The 17,003-nt window shown below is 37.9% G+C and carries 14 protein-coding genes and 1 pseudogene; 5 read left to right on the top strand and 10 right to left on the bottom strand.

Features of this window, described 5'->3' with window-relative positions:
- The first annotated feature begins 11 nt into the window (after window positions 1-11).
- From G6R09_RS02950 to G6R09_RS02960, 3 genes are all read left to right on the top strand, one after another.
- Complete coding sequence (locus G6R09_RS02950; protein WP_065176713.1) at window positions 12-515, top strand: copper chaperone PCu(A)C; 504 nt, start codon at window positions 12-14, stop codon at window positions 513-515.
- Between the two features lie 13 nt (window positions 516-528).
- The gene (locus tag G6R09_RS02955; protein ID WP_240345692.1) at window positions 529-1,029 is read left to right on the top strand and encodes a hypothetical protein; all 501 of its coding nucleotides are present in this window, start codon (window positions 529-531) and stop codon (window positions 1,027-1,029) included.
- Between the two features lie 143 nt (window positions 1,030-1,172).
- Window positions 1,173-2,840, top strand: coding sequence for an RluA family pseudouridine synthase (locus G6R09_RS02960; RefSeq protein ID WP_163920423.1), 1,668 nt, complete (start codon window positions 1,173-1,175; stop codon window positions 2,838-2,840).
- A 418-nt stretch (window positions 2,841-3,258) separates the two neighbouring features.
- Here G6R09_RS02960 and G6R09_RS02965 read toward each other — a convergent pair whose 3' ends face one another.
- The 9 genes and pseudogenes from G6R09_RS02965 to murQ all read right to left on the bottom strand — a co-directional run bounded on the left by G6R09_RS02965 (window position 3,259) and on the right by murQ (window position 13,557).
- Window positions 3,259-4,368 carry a hypothetical protein gene (locus G6R09_RS02965; protein ID WP_163920425.1) on the bottom strand — a complete coding sequence of 370 codons (1,110 nt, stop codon included), beginning with the start codon at window positions 4,366-4,368 and terminating at the stop codon, window positions 3,259-3,261.
- Window positions 4,361-4,921 (bottom strand): DUF4365 domain-containing protein, encoded by a 561-nt coding sequence (locus tag G6R09_RS02970; protein WP_163920427.1) that lies wholly within the window; start codon window positions 4,919-4,921, stop codon window positions 4,361-4,363. Before G6R09_RS02970 ends, G6R09_RS02965 begins: the two co-directional genes overlap by 8 nt.
- A 538-nt stretch (window positions 4,922-5,459) precedes the next feature.
- Window positions 5,460-6,224, bottom strand: a complete 765-nt coding sequence (locus G6R09_RS02975; protein ID WP_163920429.1) for an HNH endonuclease — start codon at window positions 6,222-6,224, stop codon at window positions 5,460-5,462.
- A gap of 235 nt (window positions 6,225-6,459) precedes the next feature.
- Window positions 6,460-7,536 carry an RES family NAD+ phosphorylase gene (locus tag G6R09_RS02980; RefSeq protein WP_163920431.1) on the bottom strand — a complete coding sequence of 359 codons (1,077 nt, stop codon included), beginning with the start codon at window positions 7,534-7,536 and terminating at the stop codon, window positions 6,460-6,462.
- Window positions 7,537-7,641: 105 nt separating this feature from the next.
- Window positions 7,642-8,340, bottom strand: coding sequence for a hypothetical protein (locus tag G6R09_RS02985; RefSeq protein WP_163920432.1), 699 nt, complete (start codon window positions 8,338-8,340; stop codon window positions 7,642-7,644).
- Window positions 8,341-8,353: 13 nt separating this feature from the next.
- Entirely contained in the window at window positions 8,354-8,911 is a 558-nt protein-coding gene (locus G6R09_RS02990) for a hypothetical protein (protein ID WP_200817785.1), read from the bottom strand.
- A gap of 115 nt (window positions 8,912-9,026) precedes the next feature.
- On the bottom strand, window positions 9,027-10,076 hold the full coding sequence (locus tag G6R09_RS02995; protein WP_087853105.1) for a DUF2971 domain-containing protein: 1,050 nt from the start codon (window positions 10,074-10,076) through the stop codon (window positions 9,027-9,029).
- Window positions 10,077-11,165: 1,089 nt separating this feature from the next.
- Window positions 11,166-12,620: pseudogene (gene murP / locus G6R09_RS03000) on the bottom strand (PTS N-acetylmuramic acid transporter subunit IIBC).
- 31 nt (window positions 12,621-12,651) lie between these two features.
- Window positions 12,652-13,557 carry an N-acetylmuramic acid 6-phosphate etherase gene (gene murQ / locus G6R09_RS03005; protein WP_163921059.1) on the bottom strand — a complete coding sequence of 302 codons (906 nt, stop codon included), beginning with the start codon at window positions 13,555-13,557 and terminating at the stop codon, window positions 12,652-12,654.
- A gap of 252 nt (window positions 13,558-13,809) precedes the next feature.
- Between murQ and G6R09_RS03010 the strand changes: the two genes are divergently transcribed.
- Window positions 13,810-14,661, top strand: coding sequence for an SIS domain-containing protein (locus G6R09_RS03010; protein WP_163920434.1), 852 nt, complete (start codon window positions 13,810-13,812; stop codon window positions 14,659-14,661).
- 43 nt (window positions 14,662-14,704) lie between these two features.
- Here G6R09_RS03010 and G6R09_RS03015 read toward each other — a convergent pair whose 3' ends face one another.
- Window positions 14,705-15,373 carry an McrC family protein gene (locus G6R09_RS03015; protein WP_163921062.1) on the bottom strand — a complete coding sequence of 223 codons (669 nt, stop codon included), beginning with the start codon at window positions 15,371-15,373 and terminating at the stop codon, window positions 14,705-14,707.
- 245 nt (window positions 15,374-15,618) lie between these two features.
- On the opposite strand from G6R09_RS03015, the gene ylqF reads away from it, so the two are divergent.
- Complete coding sequence (gene ylqF / locus G6R09_RS03020) at window positions 15,619-16,575, top strand: ribosome biogenesis GTPase YlqF (RefSeq protein ID WP_163920436.1); 957 nt, start codon at window positions 15,619-15,621, stop codon at window positions 16,573-16,575.
- Window positions 16,576-17,003: the final 428 nt, after the last annotated feature.

The raw sequence follows: 17,003 nt of genomic DNA on the forward strand, positions 1-17,003 counted from the left end.
GAGATATTATAATGAAAAAAAGTTCTTTGTATTTAGCATTATTGCTTAGCTGTTTTCCAGCGGCGGTTTTTGCCACTGAAATGCCTCATGCGGAACATCAGCCACCAGCCCAGCACGATTATACTAATATTCAGCAAATTAACGCTGCATTAACCGTTGAAAATGCGACAGCCAAAGCCACAATTCCAGGTGCCAAAGTCAGTTCTGGTTATATGAAAATCATCAATAACAGTGATAAAGCAATCACTCTTACAGGCGCGAGCACAGCTATTGCCAAGCATACCGAATTTCATCGAATGTTTATGCGTGATAGCAAAATGGCAATGCGTAAAGTAGATGCACTTGAGATCCCAGCTAAAGGCAGTATTACCCTTGCAAGCAATGGCTATCACCTGATGTTTATGGGCGTTAAAAATGCGCTTAAAGCCGATCAAGTGATCACAGTCCGCATGCAACAAGCTGATGGTGAACAGTTTGATGTTCAGTTATTAGTTATGCCGCTGAAAAAGCATTGATCGGAGCGCTGAAATGAAAGATGCACAACTTTTTATTATTGGAGTCTGTCTATTGCCAAATATGTTTATTGCACCAGCAATGGCGAAAACATCAATGGACAGTATACTAGAGAGTCAAGCCATCCCTTGTTCGACCGAATTAATACAACTTGCTGATGTGACATTGAAAACCAACCCCCATCGTATATTGTCTTACACCGATAAAGTAGACGATATTCACCTTTTTAATGCACTGGCAGTAACCAGCTATCGCGATCGTGATAGCCATATTAGCTTTCACGGTGTCAAAAATACCGCAGGTGGCTGTGATACTTCAGTCACTGAAAGTTACGTATTACAAACTTCGTGCTCTGATGCTCGTCACGAAGCATTCAGTAAGTGGAATTTTCAAGGCAAACTCAATGAAAGAACTTATGTACTCAACAGTAAACGTATTAAAGGTAAACAAGCTTTTTTAACTGATCAGCTACCCAATATTTGTTTAGTCACAACTAGGCAAGTGATCAGTAATTAATATTATTGTTTTATTAAGAGTACAGTAATAATAACCACGCATAAAAAGGCTCAATTCAGAGCCTTTTTCTATACGTATTCCAAACTCGAAATTGAGTGGTGAAGATGTTAAAATCGCCGCCCTTATTCGTAATAGATACCATCATGCACGCATCTGACACTAGCTTCACCCGCTTTATCGCAGCAACTGATATCCACCCTCTTCCTGAACGGTTTACATTTCCGTTTTGCTACACGCCTCATCCTTTATGCGTGTTAGCCGCTCAAGAGTTACAGCACCATATCGATACTCAACAGCAGTGGCAGCATAATTTTGGGTTGGATAATGATGATGCGATTGGTCACATGTTTGGCATATTATTGGTTCAAAACCAACAAGGTGAACTCGGTTATTTATCGGCATTTTCAGGCAAGATTGCCAATCTTACCCACCTAGCTCACTTTGTTCCGCCTGTGTTTGATGAACGCAACATCGATCCTACGATGAAGGCTCAGCAAGCCTTGATTGATGAACTTAGCACTAAAATAACCGCAATTGAGTGCAAGCCAAGCTACATTCAATTACAACAGCAGTATCAAACAGCTCAAACTCAAGCCGAGTTAGCCGCTGAGTCATTTCGATTACAAATGATAGAACAGCGCAAACAACGTAAATTACAACGCAAAGCGGCAGAGAAAAGTAACGATAGCGAGTTCATGACCCAAGAATTCCATCGCCTAGCCCGTGAAAGTGCATTTGATAAACACCAACAGAAAGCAATTCGTCAGCAGTGGACTCAAACACTGGCCGATATTAGCGATAAATTACAAGCAGATAAAGCAGAGTTAACCTTACTCAGATCAGAGTACGACAACTTAACAGCAGCATTACAGCAACAGCGTTACGCACAATATCAATTTCTAAATCAGTATGGTGAAACGCAAGATTTAAATGCTCTCTTTGATGATATAACACCACCACAAGGTGCGGGAGATTGCGCCACCATTAAATTACTTCAGCATGCCTTTAAGCAACACCTGAAACCTTTAGCGATGGCTAAATTTTGGTGGGGAGCCTCACCTGCTGCGCAAATTCGTAAGCACAAATACTTCTATGAAGCCTGTAAAAACAAATGCGAGCCGATTTTACAACATATGCTAGCAGGACTAGACATTGATGCGAACCCGCTCGAACAAAACCCAGCGGAAGGCAAAGAGCTAGAGATTGTGTATCAAGACGATGCGATGGTGGTTATCAATAAACCGGCAGAGTTTCTATCGGTTCCTGGCAAAACTATCACCGATTCTGTTTATAGCCGCATGCAAGCGATGTTCCCTGACAGTGATAGTCCATTAATTGTCCACCGTCTAGATATGTCGACCTCTGGGCTAATAGTCATTGCACTTACCAAAGATGCGCATAAAGCCTTGCAAAAACAGTTTATTGAACGCACCGCAGAAAAACGTTATGTGGCATTATTAGATGGTATTGCCGAGCAGGATCATGGTGAAATTAACTTACCAATGCGGGTTGATTTAGACGATCGCCCGCGCCAATTAGTCTGTTATGAACACGGTAAACCTGCACTCACCAAGTGGCAGGTTCTTGAGCGTAAAGACGGTAAAACCAAGGTGTATTATTACCCGAAAACAGGCCGCACTCACCAACTGCGTATTCACTCTGCCCACCACAACGGCATGAACATGCCGATTGTCGGTGATGACTTATATGGTCAAAAAGCAGATCGTTTACATTTGCACGCACAATACCTTGGCCTAACCCACCCCATCACTGGTGAGCCAATGGTATTTGAGGTCGATGCCGATTTTTAAGTCGGGTTAGATAGCGGATATAAAGCTAACAAGCAATAAAGCGAATGTTAGCTTTTTGATTTATTTATCATGGCAGCTCTGAATATTACCGTCAAATAACTAAAAGATAAGCTAATTGAGTCCCGACATATTCTCTTGGTAGTTATCGTAATGACAAAGTCGCTTGGTAATTACGATACGACAGAATCGCTTGGTGATCACAAGAAAGTGCTCACTGTGAAGTGAAGGTTCTGGACAGAAACTGCTTAGATTATTTGCTCTATTTCGGCTAGCAGGTATTAGGAAAAGTAAGGGTAATGTTATATTCGACTTTTCAACATTACCTTTGAGGTATTTCCAATATTTACTTATATAAGGTGCCTTGGGCTTATCCAACACTTTGAATAGGTATCGGCTAAGCAATACGCACCCTTATTTTTTATGTGTCTAATTCGATCTCTAAATTTTGATTTAATCGAATACTGTAGAGCTTTAATATATCTATACTCGTTTTCTTCCCTGCGGTTACAAGGATGTCACAGGTAATTGAAACTTGTTTTTTTGCGTGTTCTGCTTTTAAAGTTTCATATAACTCAGAATCAGTCTCGATATAGCAAGTGAAGTCTTTTCCATCAATACTTAGCCTTAGGTAGACTCGACCTTTTTCATCTTCGATAGGCCAACTATATTTTTCAATATATGCTGGTAAATCAACATACTTTTCAGTTCGGATACTGCTTAAAAGCTTTTTAAATTTCTCTATCTTTTTTCTATCAGAATAATCAAATTCAACTTTATTTGGTACATTATCAGGTAATTCTTCCTTAAAAGACCAATCGAAATTAAATTCAATCTTATCTGAATTACAAGAAAACAAACCCAAAAAATCAGTACAAAATTTATTATCAATACCGACACTAAGCAACTTTGATGGTGAATTTGTATCATCCAATTTTATTTTTTTTGAAACTCTAGATAATGCAATTGCTAGATTTGCGTTAACATATCTACTTAAAGAAAAGTCACTTTCAAGAGAACTACTTTCTTCTCTTTCAGTTTCATCTTGTAATTTGAGTTCAACGTTGTAAATAAATGAACCAGCTTGTGGTGCAAGCATATTGACACCTGCAAGGTAATTACTAATTGCTTTACGTTTACCTTTCGACCTAATATTTCGATCGGCAGAAGACTTTATAATCCCATAAAGGCCATTCAGTGCCTCTAAGCCTTCTGAAAAATTTATACGACCGTGAGGGATTCGCTCACCAGAAGAGCGAACACGCAAAAAGTCGCTACTACAATTCAGCAATCTAAACCGGAAGCGTTCTACATCGAAGTCTCTTGCAACTGCTAACTTCTCGATAACTTCAGTCAACAAAGATTCAGACTGTTCATGATCTACAAGTTTTTCATCAGGCAGCATCAACTCAAGATCGAACTTTTTGTCGTACCAGACACTAAACCTATTAGGGATATTAACTTTTTCAACAATTCCAGCCGTCACGAAAAATTGCTTCAGTGAGACAAAAATCGCTTGATTATCACTCATTTTCTCTCACCTTTAAGTTCTCAATTATCGAACCATTACTCGCTAATTCCATCATTCGCATTAACGCTTTACTGTCGAACCTTTGCTCAAGTGGGATTCTAACAACTCTAGACCCCGCTGTAATCTGGTCATACCCATAAAGACTATACCAATAAGATGCATACTTTATAGTTGTTCCGCTGTCCCTTTCATCTAGCCACTCATCAAACATTTTGGGAGCATAATGGACAACTAATAGTAACGGAATTGGGGAAGGCTTCACCAAGTAATTATAATTTTTCTTCTCTAACTGAAATACGAGTTCATTTTTATCAAAATCAATACACCCATCACGCGCGGTACATTTCAATTGTACTTCTATCTTAGGCTCCTCGAAGTATCCATCAAACCCTTTACCTCTAATCGTAATATCAATCCCGTCATTATCGATCTTTGGCTCATTATGGTTTAAGCCCGTAGCGGCTAATAAGGCTTGCACGTATGCAAGGCTTAGAGACTCTTTCGAATGAGATAAAGCAGTACCACCCGCACCTCTAACCACTTTAGTGTTCAAAACTCAACCTGACCTTTGTGATTTTTGCGTCAAAATATCAGCTATTGAAAAAAAGTCTATGATTAATATCAACTTATACGCATAACTAAAAATTAATAAGTATTCGTACAACACAAAGCATATGACTAAAAGTAAAGGCTACTATACTAGTGCATGCACACTAAATCAGGCAGCTGTAATACTTTGTTACTAATATAGGGGGATTGTGGAGAAAAAGTAAATTTAACTAATATTTAAAGGTAATGTCATAAATGAAACTAATCCAAAATAACGTTAACACGATATGAATGAGTATTTGCTCTGAATGATAATGGGGCAATACTGAGTCAGCGCAGATTTCGCTGACTCGAAGATGGACAGAAACGGTTTAAGTTATTTGCTCTATTTCATCTAGAAGGTATTAGGAAAAGTAAGGATAACGCTTGACTTCTTTTTAGCATCACCCTTCATGATACTTCTAATATTTATTTATATAAGGTGACTTGAGCTTGTCCACACTTCGGGTAGGTATCGGCTAAGCGACACATAAGCTTATAAGTTAACCTATTGTTTTACCATAATTTTCTTGGACAATTCTCATTGCTGACTCGGCAGCAACGTTGTAACTTTCAAACTCCTGCTTGTAAAAATAGAAAAACGCGACCCCAAACTCGGCTAACTCAATAAATATAAAGCTATTTGTAGAGTGGAAAAAGTGAAAATCTTTGTTTTTAGTATGGATAACACAGAGAGAATTAAGCCTGTTTACTTTTGATTTCACGCTTAATACTTGCAGTGCAGAACGAAGATTCGAGAAAACTTTTGAGGGGCTTGTATCCATAGGGCCTTGAAACATTGCTATTGGCATTTTGCCAATATAAGGTATGTATTCCGCACCTTTTACCTTGTTTAGATTTCTTCTAAGGTCAAGAACTTGGAATTTGTACTCTAAAGTTTCTAACCATAAAACGATTAACTCTAAGCTCTCTTGAGAGAACTCTTGCTTGCTCACATCAATTTTTTCAAATTCATGCTTCAAATGCCTTTCCAAGTAGCCAAGCAGATTCGAATTGCAATCTTTGCATGCTGGTAGCGTCGTCTTGTTGTACGTTTGATAAGTGCCATTAGTCGTTGTATTGAATGTTCGTTTTGTACAACGATTATAGACCCACTGAGGGATCACATGCTCTCTAGTCAATTGCTCTGGAGAACCGCAAATTATGCATATGTCTGCGGAGTGATTTGCAATTATTGTATCAATTACTTTCTTCTTATTTGCCCTGATTTTCTTTCTAAACTGAATCAGCTTCAACTGAATACTCATTTCACAAATGACTCCTAACTCAGACACATAACTGTATATTAATAAGCATTCTTACTTGCTCGCAAAAGAATGCCCTTAAAGTCCCACAATCATAATCGATTTAATTCATAAATATCATGACCTTGATATCATTGTTTTATTTCGAAGTGTTTATTTTTAACTTTAAGAGCAGAGCAAGGAGCAAACATGAGTTATCAATATAAAATAGATTATTAGGCAAATACGGCCACTAAAGCTAATACTCGACAGGACCGAAATGTCCTTGGTAACCAACGTGTGTGATGATAAGCCGATTAATGGAAACCATTTCTACTAAATTAGACTGAAGTGGGAAATCAAAAAGAGCTAAATTTTCTATTGTATAAGCCTTAGCATACTTTTCTCGTTCAGGGTGATGCCTACGTAATGACAAACCATAAGCAGTTTCGAATGGATGCCCTCCAGTTCTAGTTAAGCTAAAAAATGATGGATATATAACCCCATCATAACCTGCTTTTTTAGCAACCTTAACTATGGAACGAGATATTTCATAGGAATGAGACTTAGCTAAAAACAACATATGTATAGCCATATCTAAACTCTCAAATTCTGTTGAATTTTCTTCTAAAACATGAGTCAAATCTAGCAACCTCAAGCTTTTTGTAGTTTTTAGCGTAGCTACATAAATATCATCATCTACCGAAGCTCTGCATTCATGAATACAGACATCCAGATCTTGGGAGCCATACATAACAGATAAGTCTGATGAGTCTAAGCGCCCTCTACCTGAAAATTCAATTGGTGGGCTATCATATTCCATTGGATCAGAAGGATTATCAGGGCTAATTCTCAAACGGTAAAATTTAGTCCCAATAGGAAGCATTTTTTCGGGATATTCATGTATTACACGTTTGATAACATCGTATCGTGTACTTTCATTTTGTAAGTCTTTAAGCGGTTCAACCTCACCGATCATCCATAAATTTGGACCGTAATGAAAAAAACCAATTTGAGCGGCATTTTCTATTAACTTGATGTCATTCTTTAACCATGCCGATGGACGGATATCACTTTTACCATAGTGATACTCATTGGTTTGAATTACAGGTGCTGCACCGTAATCACAACGAACTGTAGTTCCACTTACAAAAAAACGCCAAGCCAAATATTTAATCAAATCTTTAGTAAGCTTACGCCCCCCTGAAGTACTACAGTTTGGGCAATCTTCTTGAGATTCATTACCTATTTTATATGCATCGATGCTTAAACCTTCATCATTAAAACAATTAGAACAAAGAAGTATTTTTTCACCAATAGGAGACTGTTTATTCATGTTTTACCTATTTGATTTCCACCTTTAACCACTAAAAATCACACATGGTAAAAATGGTATGCCTGACGAATTTACGCTGGATATTTTGTTAAACTAATTTTCAAATTATTCGCTGTAATAGAAAAGTTCGAATTCCCCAGTTAAAAAAGAGATATCCATACCTAGCTTTCCGCCTAACACTTCCATTAGGCTCATTACAGATAGTTGATATCTCGCCATATTTTTTTGACAAAAGTCTCGTTGATATTTTGGAGCGAAAGAAAAACCAATGTATGTAATGGGATCTTTGTAATGTACTAGGTAGTCTCTTAACTTAAACAACTCAACAAGGTCATCGCGCCATTTTAACGAGCCATAATTTATCTCATTTTTTTTACAAAGATACTTAATCTTATCGACAGTCCCTTTGAATTGCTTTTCCTCTAAACCTGAAGTACTAGGAGTATTTTGCCAAGCTAGATTAACAAACGCTTCAGTTGCTATAGCCCAACCTAAAACAGATTCGATACACAAAGATATTGTTTTTTCATCATCAAACGCTGGACTCATTAACATAATGTCTTTTGCAGTCACAGGATCAGAGTGCCTAACTGAAACCAAATTTTTATCAGCTTCTAACCAACTCCTATTTGCGTTTTTGAGTAGAAGCTGTTCTACATTTAACCTGTATCCGTAACTCAATATGACTCCTATACTCTTGCACAATATCAAGTAGTGGACAATGACATACCCCACTCTAAGTAATTGTGCTGTAAGAGCTAAATTCAATGTAAAACCAAAATATAAAGAGCGTTGAATGTCCATCTTAAACACTCTGTTAAATGACTCTATGCCCCGATTCTTCGATGTGTTCTTCAGTTAGTAATGGAATAATCTTGGGCTCCAACTCTTTACGTATGGTTGCTACATATGAAAGCAGTTTAAAAGACATACTTTCCAAAAGATCTAACTGTTCAAGGTTAAAACACCTTGAACTTCTATTCCTTACAGGCTGAAGCATTTGAAAACTCCCATAAATATGGACAGTAAACTTCATGTCAATAGCTTGAGAATCTGAATGTGCAATAAGCTGATTCCTTAGCTGAATTAATAACTTATGTAAGGATAGCTCGTCAGGCGATAGAATTTTTATTGCGGTATTAGGTAAATCGGGCACCTTGATTTGATTTCGAGAATCATTTCCAGAAAATGGCTTACAATAAGATAAAATCATCGCATTAGTTAAAGCAGATAAAACAAGAAAATTGCCATCTAAATCAACGTAAAGTTTGTTTTTCTTAATGTAGCGAACAATATCATGGGCTTCTTTAAAATCTGCAAATGAGATAGCAACTCGCTTGAACTGCCTCAACAGACCATCACTTTTTCTATCCACAACGACCTCTAATTTACTCGAATCGTATAACATTAAATTAATGAAGGTACACATTAAATATTAAGTAGCACGCATAGTAAAAATGCTACGCGTTGAGAATCACTCTTAACAGTTTTTATATAACAAAATCCACGAGTTCAAGCTTGCCGAATATATCGTGTTTTGCTTCTTTAAGCCCAATATGAGACAAGTCATGATTTTCATTAACCAATCTCGCTATCAATAGCTTGTGTTCTTGCGACATTCCGTAACCAAAGATAATTAACTTAAAGGCATCGAAAGGTATTCGTTTTAGGTTTATCTCGGAATATTCATTAAATAAGTGGGAAACTTGTTCTGGTAGTTGTAAACCAAAATCTGGTTGCACTTTTGCACCAATTTTCTCTTCACAGAACATTAAAGGGCACACTATTCTTGATTCCTCTTCATATGCCCATTTTTTATCTTTCGAATACAGTAACCGATCTGATAAATCCTCAATTTTAATACCTTTACTCAAAAGAGATTGTAGTGTTTCTATCGAGTTACTAAATTTATCTAATTGAAAATGCTCTATTGGCGCACCATTTATCCGCATTGTTCCTTTGTAATAGGTAAGCGAAGCTCTTTTCTCTGGTGTATAAGTTACATCTTTGGGTTTAAATTGATTGAAAAATGAATGTTCTTCATCAAAGGTAACAGCTAAACCCTTTCCATCACTTGCGTAATGAGTCCACATCAGCTCATTCGTAGCTGATTTAGATAGAGACAGTACACCTAACTTACAACTGAGAGCCTCAACTAAAAATAAATTAAGTTTTTGGACTGCTTTAACTAGGTTTTCTTTGTCATATTCTTCTATGGATTGGAAGCCATCCTCCCACAACATATGAGGGAACTGCTCGCCATACCTAACTCCTACAGGCTTAAGGAATAAGTTTTCTAGTTCTTCATTCGATGGAATGTAAGATGGATTCATCTCTATTTTTGAGTGTTCTTTTCGTGCCCAAGCATAATCCGCAGGTGAAAACTTATTAAAATACGGAGATAATCTTGCTTCACTACCCTTGTCGTTTAGATACTTAGGTTGAGTCATACGAAATAAGCCGTTTGAGATGAACTCAACTCTAGGCAACCAATTTTTGCTTTCTTGATCAAAGACTAAAGCATAATATTTTACGAGCACAAAATTTACCTTTGTTATACAGAGTGTTTAATTAGCATCGTTACTTTAACTTAAAAGAATGCCCCTAAAGCTCCATAATCATAATCAATTTAATTCATAAATATCATGAGCTTGGTTGCATTATTTTATTTCTAAGTATTTATTGAAAACATTCAGAGTAAGAAATGTATTAAGTAAGACTGATTTGCATAAAAATAAGTCAACAAAACTAATCCAAATTTACGTTAATACGATATGAATGAGTATTTTCTCTGAATGATAATGGGGCACTTCTGAGTTACGAAGTGCCAACTATGAATTGTGAACATAGGCCCCATAATTTCCCTTTAAATATTTAAAAACTGGTTATAATGGCGATAGATAATCTACTATCCACGCGTTGTAGAGTTAGTGTTTATCTGTGAAATTTTACGTGTTTTATTGGTGTCTTTTAGGCTCAAGCACGCGTTGAGTAGATCACGGATAGCCTCGTCCCTCGCCTTCCGAGATGACGTAAATTAAGCAGAGAGATTGCCTAGCTCAACCCCCGTCATTCCCTGCAGTGAATGCCCGCGAGGGCGATAGATAATCTACTATCCACGCGTTGTAGAGTTAGTGTTTATCTGTGAAATTTTACGTGTTTCACTGGTATCTTTTAGGCTCAAGCACGTGTTGAGTAGATCACGGATAGCCTCGTCCCTCGCCTTCCGAGATGACGTAAATTAAGCAAAGAGATTGCCTAGCTCACCCCCCGTCATTCCCTACAGTGAATGCCCGCGAGGGCGATAGGGAATCTACTATTTACGCGTTGTAGAGTTAGTGTTTATCTGTGAAATTTTTCGTGTTTTATTGGTGTCTTTTAGGCTCAATCACGTGTTGAGTAGATCACGGATAGCCTCGTCTCTCGCCTTTCGAGATGACGTAAATTCAGCAGAGAGATTGCCATGCTCAATCCAGCCATTCACTGTAAACACAGCCTAAAACGCAGTAAAAACAACTAAAAAGGCCTGACTCCGATTGAATATCGAAATCAGGCCTGACTAACCCGCTGAACCTAAATGTCCAATGATTAGAGAATGCTTATTAAATCGGCCTCTCAATCATGTGTTCTTAACTTAAATCAACATTTTTGGTACCGAAGAACCATGTCATCGCAAATCCAACAAGGTATGAAATTAGCAAACCAATGGTGAATATTGCCATACCAGCAAAAATACCGGAGCTTGATGTCATTAATGGCAAGGCAACAATACCTGATGGGCCAAATACCGTATTTAAACCAATTGGTAACCCCATGTAAGAGACTAACCCAATAAAGAAACCACCCGCCGAACCACCAATACAAGCAGTAACAAAAGGTTTAACACGCGGTAGCGTAACGCCATAAATAAGCGGCTCACCAATACCTAAGAAGCCCGGAATAATCGCCCCTTTCACTTGTGTGCGTAGCAACGAATCCTTTTTAGCTTTCGCATATAACGCTAATGCTGCGCCAACTTGTCCTGCTCCTGCCATTGCTAAAATAGGGAAAAGTGAATTAAACCCTTGCGCATCCATCAGTGCAAAGTAAACAGGTACAAAGCCTTGGTGAATACCAAACATAACCGATATTAAGAATAGTCCGGCTAAGATCGCGCTTCCTAACGGGTTACCATTAAGGTTGATAAATAACCATGACATACCTCTAAATAACTCACCGCCAATCGGCATGATGATCACAAAAGTTACCGCGCCCATAATCAACAAGGTGATCATCGAGGTTAAAATCATATCTAGATTATCAGGAATAAATTGACGAACCTTTTTCTCAACGCCAGCACCAATAATGGCTGCTATTAACACTCCAATAATATTGCCTCGAGGATCAATACCATTACCAAAAAAGTCGTTCATTCCCGAATAAATACCAGAGGTGGCATCTGGGTTATAACCTAATACAAAAAAGGACGCTAAAATCGCACCATTGACACCTGAACCGCCAAACGCTTGCTGCGCATTATAACCAATAAGGATACTTAAAAAGCTAAACAGCCCTTTACTGAAGACCTTCATATACGCTATTAAATCAAGTAAATGCGCATTAGGTGCAGTTTAACCAATGACAAAAAGTTGTTCTAATAATGTCGCAATACCTAATAATAAACCTGCCGCAATAAAGCCCGGAATTAAAGGCGTAAAAATGGTCGCAAACTTACTCAAAAAACGTTGCGCGGCACTGGTCTGTTTTTTCTTTAATTGTTGTTTATGCGCAGAAGCAACATCTTTCAGATTCGAATGCTGATTTGATGTATCCCCAGGCTCTTCCGACTCTTTATCAAGCATGCTATTTAACATTTCAGCCGCCGTTTGTGCTTTACCCGGCCCTAAAACAATTTGAAACTGATCATCACTCTCAACTAACCCCATTACTCCTGCAATGCGCTTAATTGAATCTCGATCTGCTAAACTATCATCTTGTAATGTAAGACGTAATCGCGTCATGCAGTTACCACATTTGATAACATTTGCCTTACCACCAATTGCCTCGAGTATTTGTTGCATCATTGAAGCTGTTATTTTGGCCATCTTATGCTCCTTAATAAAACCTGTTGTTCAATCATTTTTGGTCTAAAAGTGCATGACGAATAAAGCCATTATGTTTACTCAATTTTGCTGCGGCTAGCTCTGCATCGATATCAAGTAAAATCATTAAGATAGCGGTTTTACAGTGATTATTGCATTGTGCAAGTGCCTCTGCTGCTTGTGATTCTAAGCACCCCGTCGCTTCAACCACTATATTATGCTGACGCTGAATGAGCTTGGCGTTAGTGGCTTCAACATCAACCATTAGGTTTCCAAACACTTTTCCGGTACGAATCATTGCGCCAGTGGTTAACATATTCAGCACTAATTTCTGCGCGGTACCAGCCTTCATTCTTGAAGAACCCGTTACCACTTCAGGACCAACAATGGGGGTCATATTAATATCTGCTATCTGCGTCATTGGGCTATTGGCATTACAACTTAATGTCGCAACCGTTGCGCCAACGCTTTTGGCGTAGTTCATCGCCCCTAATACATAAGGTGTACGCCCACTTGCAGCAATTCCCACAAGCACATCTTTGTTATTAAAACCAATCTGTTGTAAATCTGCAGCGCCAAGTTCAAAGTTATCTTCTGCATTTTCAACTGCTTTTAAAATCGCTTGATGTCCACCAGCAATCAAACCAACCACTAAGCTAGGATCTGAGCCATATGTTGGAGGACACTCACTCGCATCTAAAATACCTAATCGACCAGACGTTCCAGCTCCGGTATAAATCAACCGACCGCCAGATTGGAAAGCATTTGCAATAAGATCAACAACCTTCGCTATTTCTGGAATAATCGCTTCTACTGCTATAGCCACTTTTTGATCTTCTTGATTAATCACTTTCAACATATCCATTGTTGCAAGCATATCAATATTCTCGCTTTCGGCATTTCGGCTTTCAGTCACTAAGGTGGTTAGATCGATTTTCATCATCAGCTCTCTTCAGTTGCAGATTAGGTTTAGAGGCATCATATAGAATAAAAAATTCGATTAAGTGACAATAATCACAACTAAAATTATTCATTTCATGCCAAAATTAAAGAATAAATGTGATTCACAATAGCCATCACCAAGCAGAAAACAGCATAAAAACACTATAATTACATTAAGTTATCGCTAATCAACAATAAGAATAATCGTTTAGCGTTAATGAATAATTAATTCAAAAAAAATCAGGTGTTCATGAGTATTTTAGAGAGAATGCAAAACCAACGAAGTCAGTTATCGAGCAATGGAGTGAAGATAGTAGACTTTATTATTGCAGATCCCGCTTCCTTAAGCGGGTATGTAAGTCAGGATTTAGCGCTAAAGGTGGGAGTTTCACAATCTGGTATTATCAAATTTGCGCAAAAGCTTGGATTTAAGGGATTCACAGCCTTAAAACTTGCCATTATTGAAGATCTTGCTAAACAAAAGGCAATTCTAGAGCCTAAAAGACCGATCCATAACAAAATTCATAGCGATGACTCTTCATTAACCATTGCCCAAAAGTTAATTCAAGAGAAAACCCACGCCTTAATTGCAACAACCAATGCTATTGATTTTACCAAGTTTGAGGCGATTGTTAACCTGCTCAATCAAGCACAACGTATTCAAATTGTCGGTATTGGTGGTTCAGCATTAACGGCAAAAGATCTCACCTTTAAGCTGTTAAAAATCGGGATCACCGCACTCAACGAACAAGATACGCATGTTCAAGTTGCCACTGCAAATACGCTCACTAAAGACGATATACTCATCGCAATTTCATTTTCAGGAACACGCAGAGAAATACTTGTTGCGGCTCAATCTGCCTATGATAAAGGCGCAACAATTATTGCATTAACCAATATTAAAAAAAGCCCCTTACGAAAATTGGCTCACTATACGATTGATACCATTGCTGATGAAAAACAGTTTCGAAGTTCTTCTATTTCTTCTCGTACGGCACAAAATGTCATTACCGATCTGCTTTTTATGACGCTATTACAACTTAAAAGTGATAAAGCAAAACTATTACTCAATGAGATATCCTCCGCAGTGGAAAGGATTTGATTTATTTTTTACACATAGCATGGGTATAAAAGGCATAGTATTTTTAATAAAACTCGGCTGGTATTTGGGCTTCATCCGGCCACTGAATTCCCTTTTCATCATCTTTCTCACTAATCACAAAAGGAACGACCCATAGCTTTAAGGTTTTCTCGCTTTGAATCGGGAAATCAAAGCTATGTGGTATTGCCTGCTTAAAACCTGAGTGTGAGGGATATACCAAGAACATTTCTGGGTTTTCTATCTCAGTATCAAAGTAGTGATGACCGTATGCTAACATCTGATAAAAATCACTTTGTGATAAGCCATATTTATCGGTGCCATTGGCTTTTGATGAATCGAGTAATTTCCACTTAGTGTCTAATACCGTCACAACTTTACCGCTATGTTCAATCACCATGTCAGGCTTGAGCTTAAACCAGCTCGATCCATTGTGAGTCACTAAACTCTTACTCTGTAGCTGTGCTTTTAAACGATGTGTTGTTTTCAAAGCTTTACCGAGTGATTGAGCAACATAGTCTTCAAATACACGCTCCATCGGGAACAACAGTGAAGCAGCATGATGATCCCCTTTCATTGTTTGTGGCGATAGTCCGTCTAAAATCAACTTCACCCAAGCTAAAGGCAATTCATAATAGTTCATTCCCCTACCTAGCGCCACCAGCGAAAAATCATGCTTATGGTTGTGACTAACTGGTACATCATGAAAGACGATTTACCAATAAATATCACCGAACAATTACTAACCATGCTTACAGCGCTGTAACGTCTAAATACATTAACGGGCAAGCATCCCCTAACAGTTATGGTAAACTCAGTGATAAGTATTTGTATGTAAGCGATCGCAGCATTACCAATGTGGATAGAAAATGATGTCCACTGCTATCTTTTACAGTAAATTTTAGTACCTCTGGTTGTATCCCATAGGCTAACTAGAAAAATAAAGAGTATATAAATCAAATGAGTAGTCAAAGTATCCAGTGGTTCCCGGGCCATATGCACAAAGCCCGCAAAGAAATTGAAGAGGCAATGCCGAAAGTCGATGTGATCATCGAAGTGCTAGATGCCCGTATTCCTTTTAGTAGTGAAAACCCACTGATCAAATCATTCCGTGAAACTAATGATGGCAAACCGGTTGTTAAAGTACTTAACAAGCGTGATTTAGCTGATCCTGAAATGACCCAACTTTGGATCAATCACCTTGAAAAAGAGCAAGGTGTAAAAGCAATTGCGATCACTACCGAGAACTTAAACGAAGTAAACCAGATCATGGATTTATGCCGTAAACTTGCGCCACAGCGTGAAGAAGCCGGTAAAAAAATTCGTACCATGATCATGGGTATTCCTAACGTTGGTAAATCAACCATCATTAATGCCCTTGCAGGACGTACAGTTGCGATCACGGGTAACCAACCTGCAGTTACACGTCAGCAGCAACGAATTAATTTAGATAATGGTATTTTGTTATCTGACACACCTGGAATTTTATGGCCTAAAGTAGAGAACCCACACAGTGGTTTTCGTCTAGCGGCAACAGGTGCGATTAAAGATACCGCCATGGATTACATTGATGTTGGCTTCTTTACTATTGAGTACCTTATTAAGGCTTACCCAGAATTAATCAAATCACGTTATAACCTTGATGATGACCTTCCTGACTCTGAAATTGAACTAATAGAAGCGATCGGCCGCAAGCGTGGTTGTTTAAAAGGCGGTGGTCGTGTTGATTTACACAAAACGTCAGTTATTTTAATTAACGAATTACGTAATGGTACTTTGGGTAACATTACTCTTGAGCATCCAGAGATGATCACTGAAGAGTTGATTAATGTTGCGATTGCTGAAGAGCGTAAAACTGAAGCAAAAATCAAGAAGAAAGAAGAGCGTCGTAAGCGTTACCTTAAAAACAAACGTTAATTAATAAAACAATATTTTTTTACATAAGTTTTAATAGTCACTTCCATCTATTTATTAATTTATATCTGATGGAGTGACTTTTTTTGACCAATCAATAAATACCCTCCCCTAAGAAGAAAATTTATTGGTGATCATTAATTTTTTTCTTCCTAAATACCCAAAAATCAATCATTAAACTCAATTACAACACTAATGAATTTGTTGTTATTAATTGATTGATTCAGCCACACAATTATTGTAACTCATTAAATAAACACTACTTTTACCTTTAAAGTACTCTATTGAATGCATTGGATTAAACATAACTCTAATCATTTTTTTTCTATCGATAACATTATAATTAAAAACATTGTTTCGGATTAGTTTTTCTCATTTTACTCCCACCTCAGTTACGTGAATAATCGCTCCGCTTTCAGTCGAAAGTAAAC

The sequence above is a fragment of the Photobacterium sp. Alg240-V54 genome (assembly GCF_900537155.1).
GTDB lineage: Bacteria > Pseudomonadota > Gammaproteobacteria > Enterobacterales > Vibrionaceae > Photobacterium.

Bases quoted from the DNA above. Each gene is read 5' to 3' on its own strand.
- G6R09_RS02985 (WP_163920432.1), bottom strand. From the start codon at position 8,340: ATGGACATTCAACGCTCTTTATATTTTGGTTTTACATTGAATTTAGCT.
- murQ (WP_163921059.1), bottom strand. From the start codon at position 13,557: ATGAAAATCGATCTAACCACCTTAGTGACTGAAAGCCGAAATGCCGAA.
- G6R09_RS03010 (WP_163920434.1), top strand. From the start codon at position 13,810: ATGAGTATTTTAGAGAGAATGCAAAACCAACGAAGTCAGTTATCGAGC.
- G6R09_RS02960 (WP_163920423.1), top strand. From the start codon at position 1,173: ATGCACGCATCTGACACTAGCTTCACCCGCTTTATCGCAGCAACTGAT.
- ylqF (WP_163920436.1), top strand. From the start codon at position 15,619: ATGAGTAGTCAAAGTATCCAGTGGTTCCCGGGCCATATGCACAAAGCC.
- G6R09_RS02965 (WP_163920425.1), bottom strand. From the start codon at position 4,368: ATGAGTGATAATCAAGCGATTTTTGTCTCACTGAAGCAATTTTTCGTG.
- G6R09_RS02955 (WP_240345692.1), top strand. From the start codon at position 529: ATGAAAGATGCACAACTTTTTATTATTGGAGTCTGTCTATTGCCAAAT.
- G6R09_RS02950 (WP_065176713.1), top strand. From the start codon at position 12: ATGAAAAAAAGTTCTTTGTATTTAGCATTATTGCTTAGCTGTTTTCCA.
- G6R09_RS02980 (WP_163920431.1), bottom strand. From the start codon at position 7,536: ATGAATAAACAGTCTCCTATTGGTGAAAAAATACTTCTTTGTTCTAAT.
- G6R09_RS02975 (WP_163920429.1), bottom strand. From the start codon at position 6,224: ATGAGTATTCAGTTGAAGCTGATTCAGTTTAGAAAGAAAATCAGGGCA.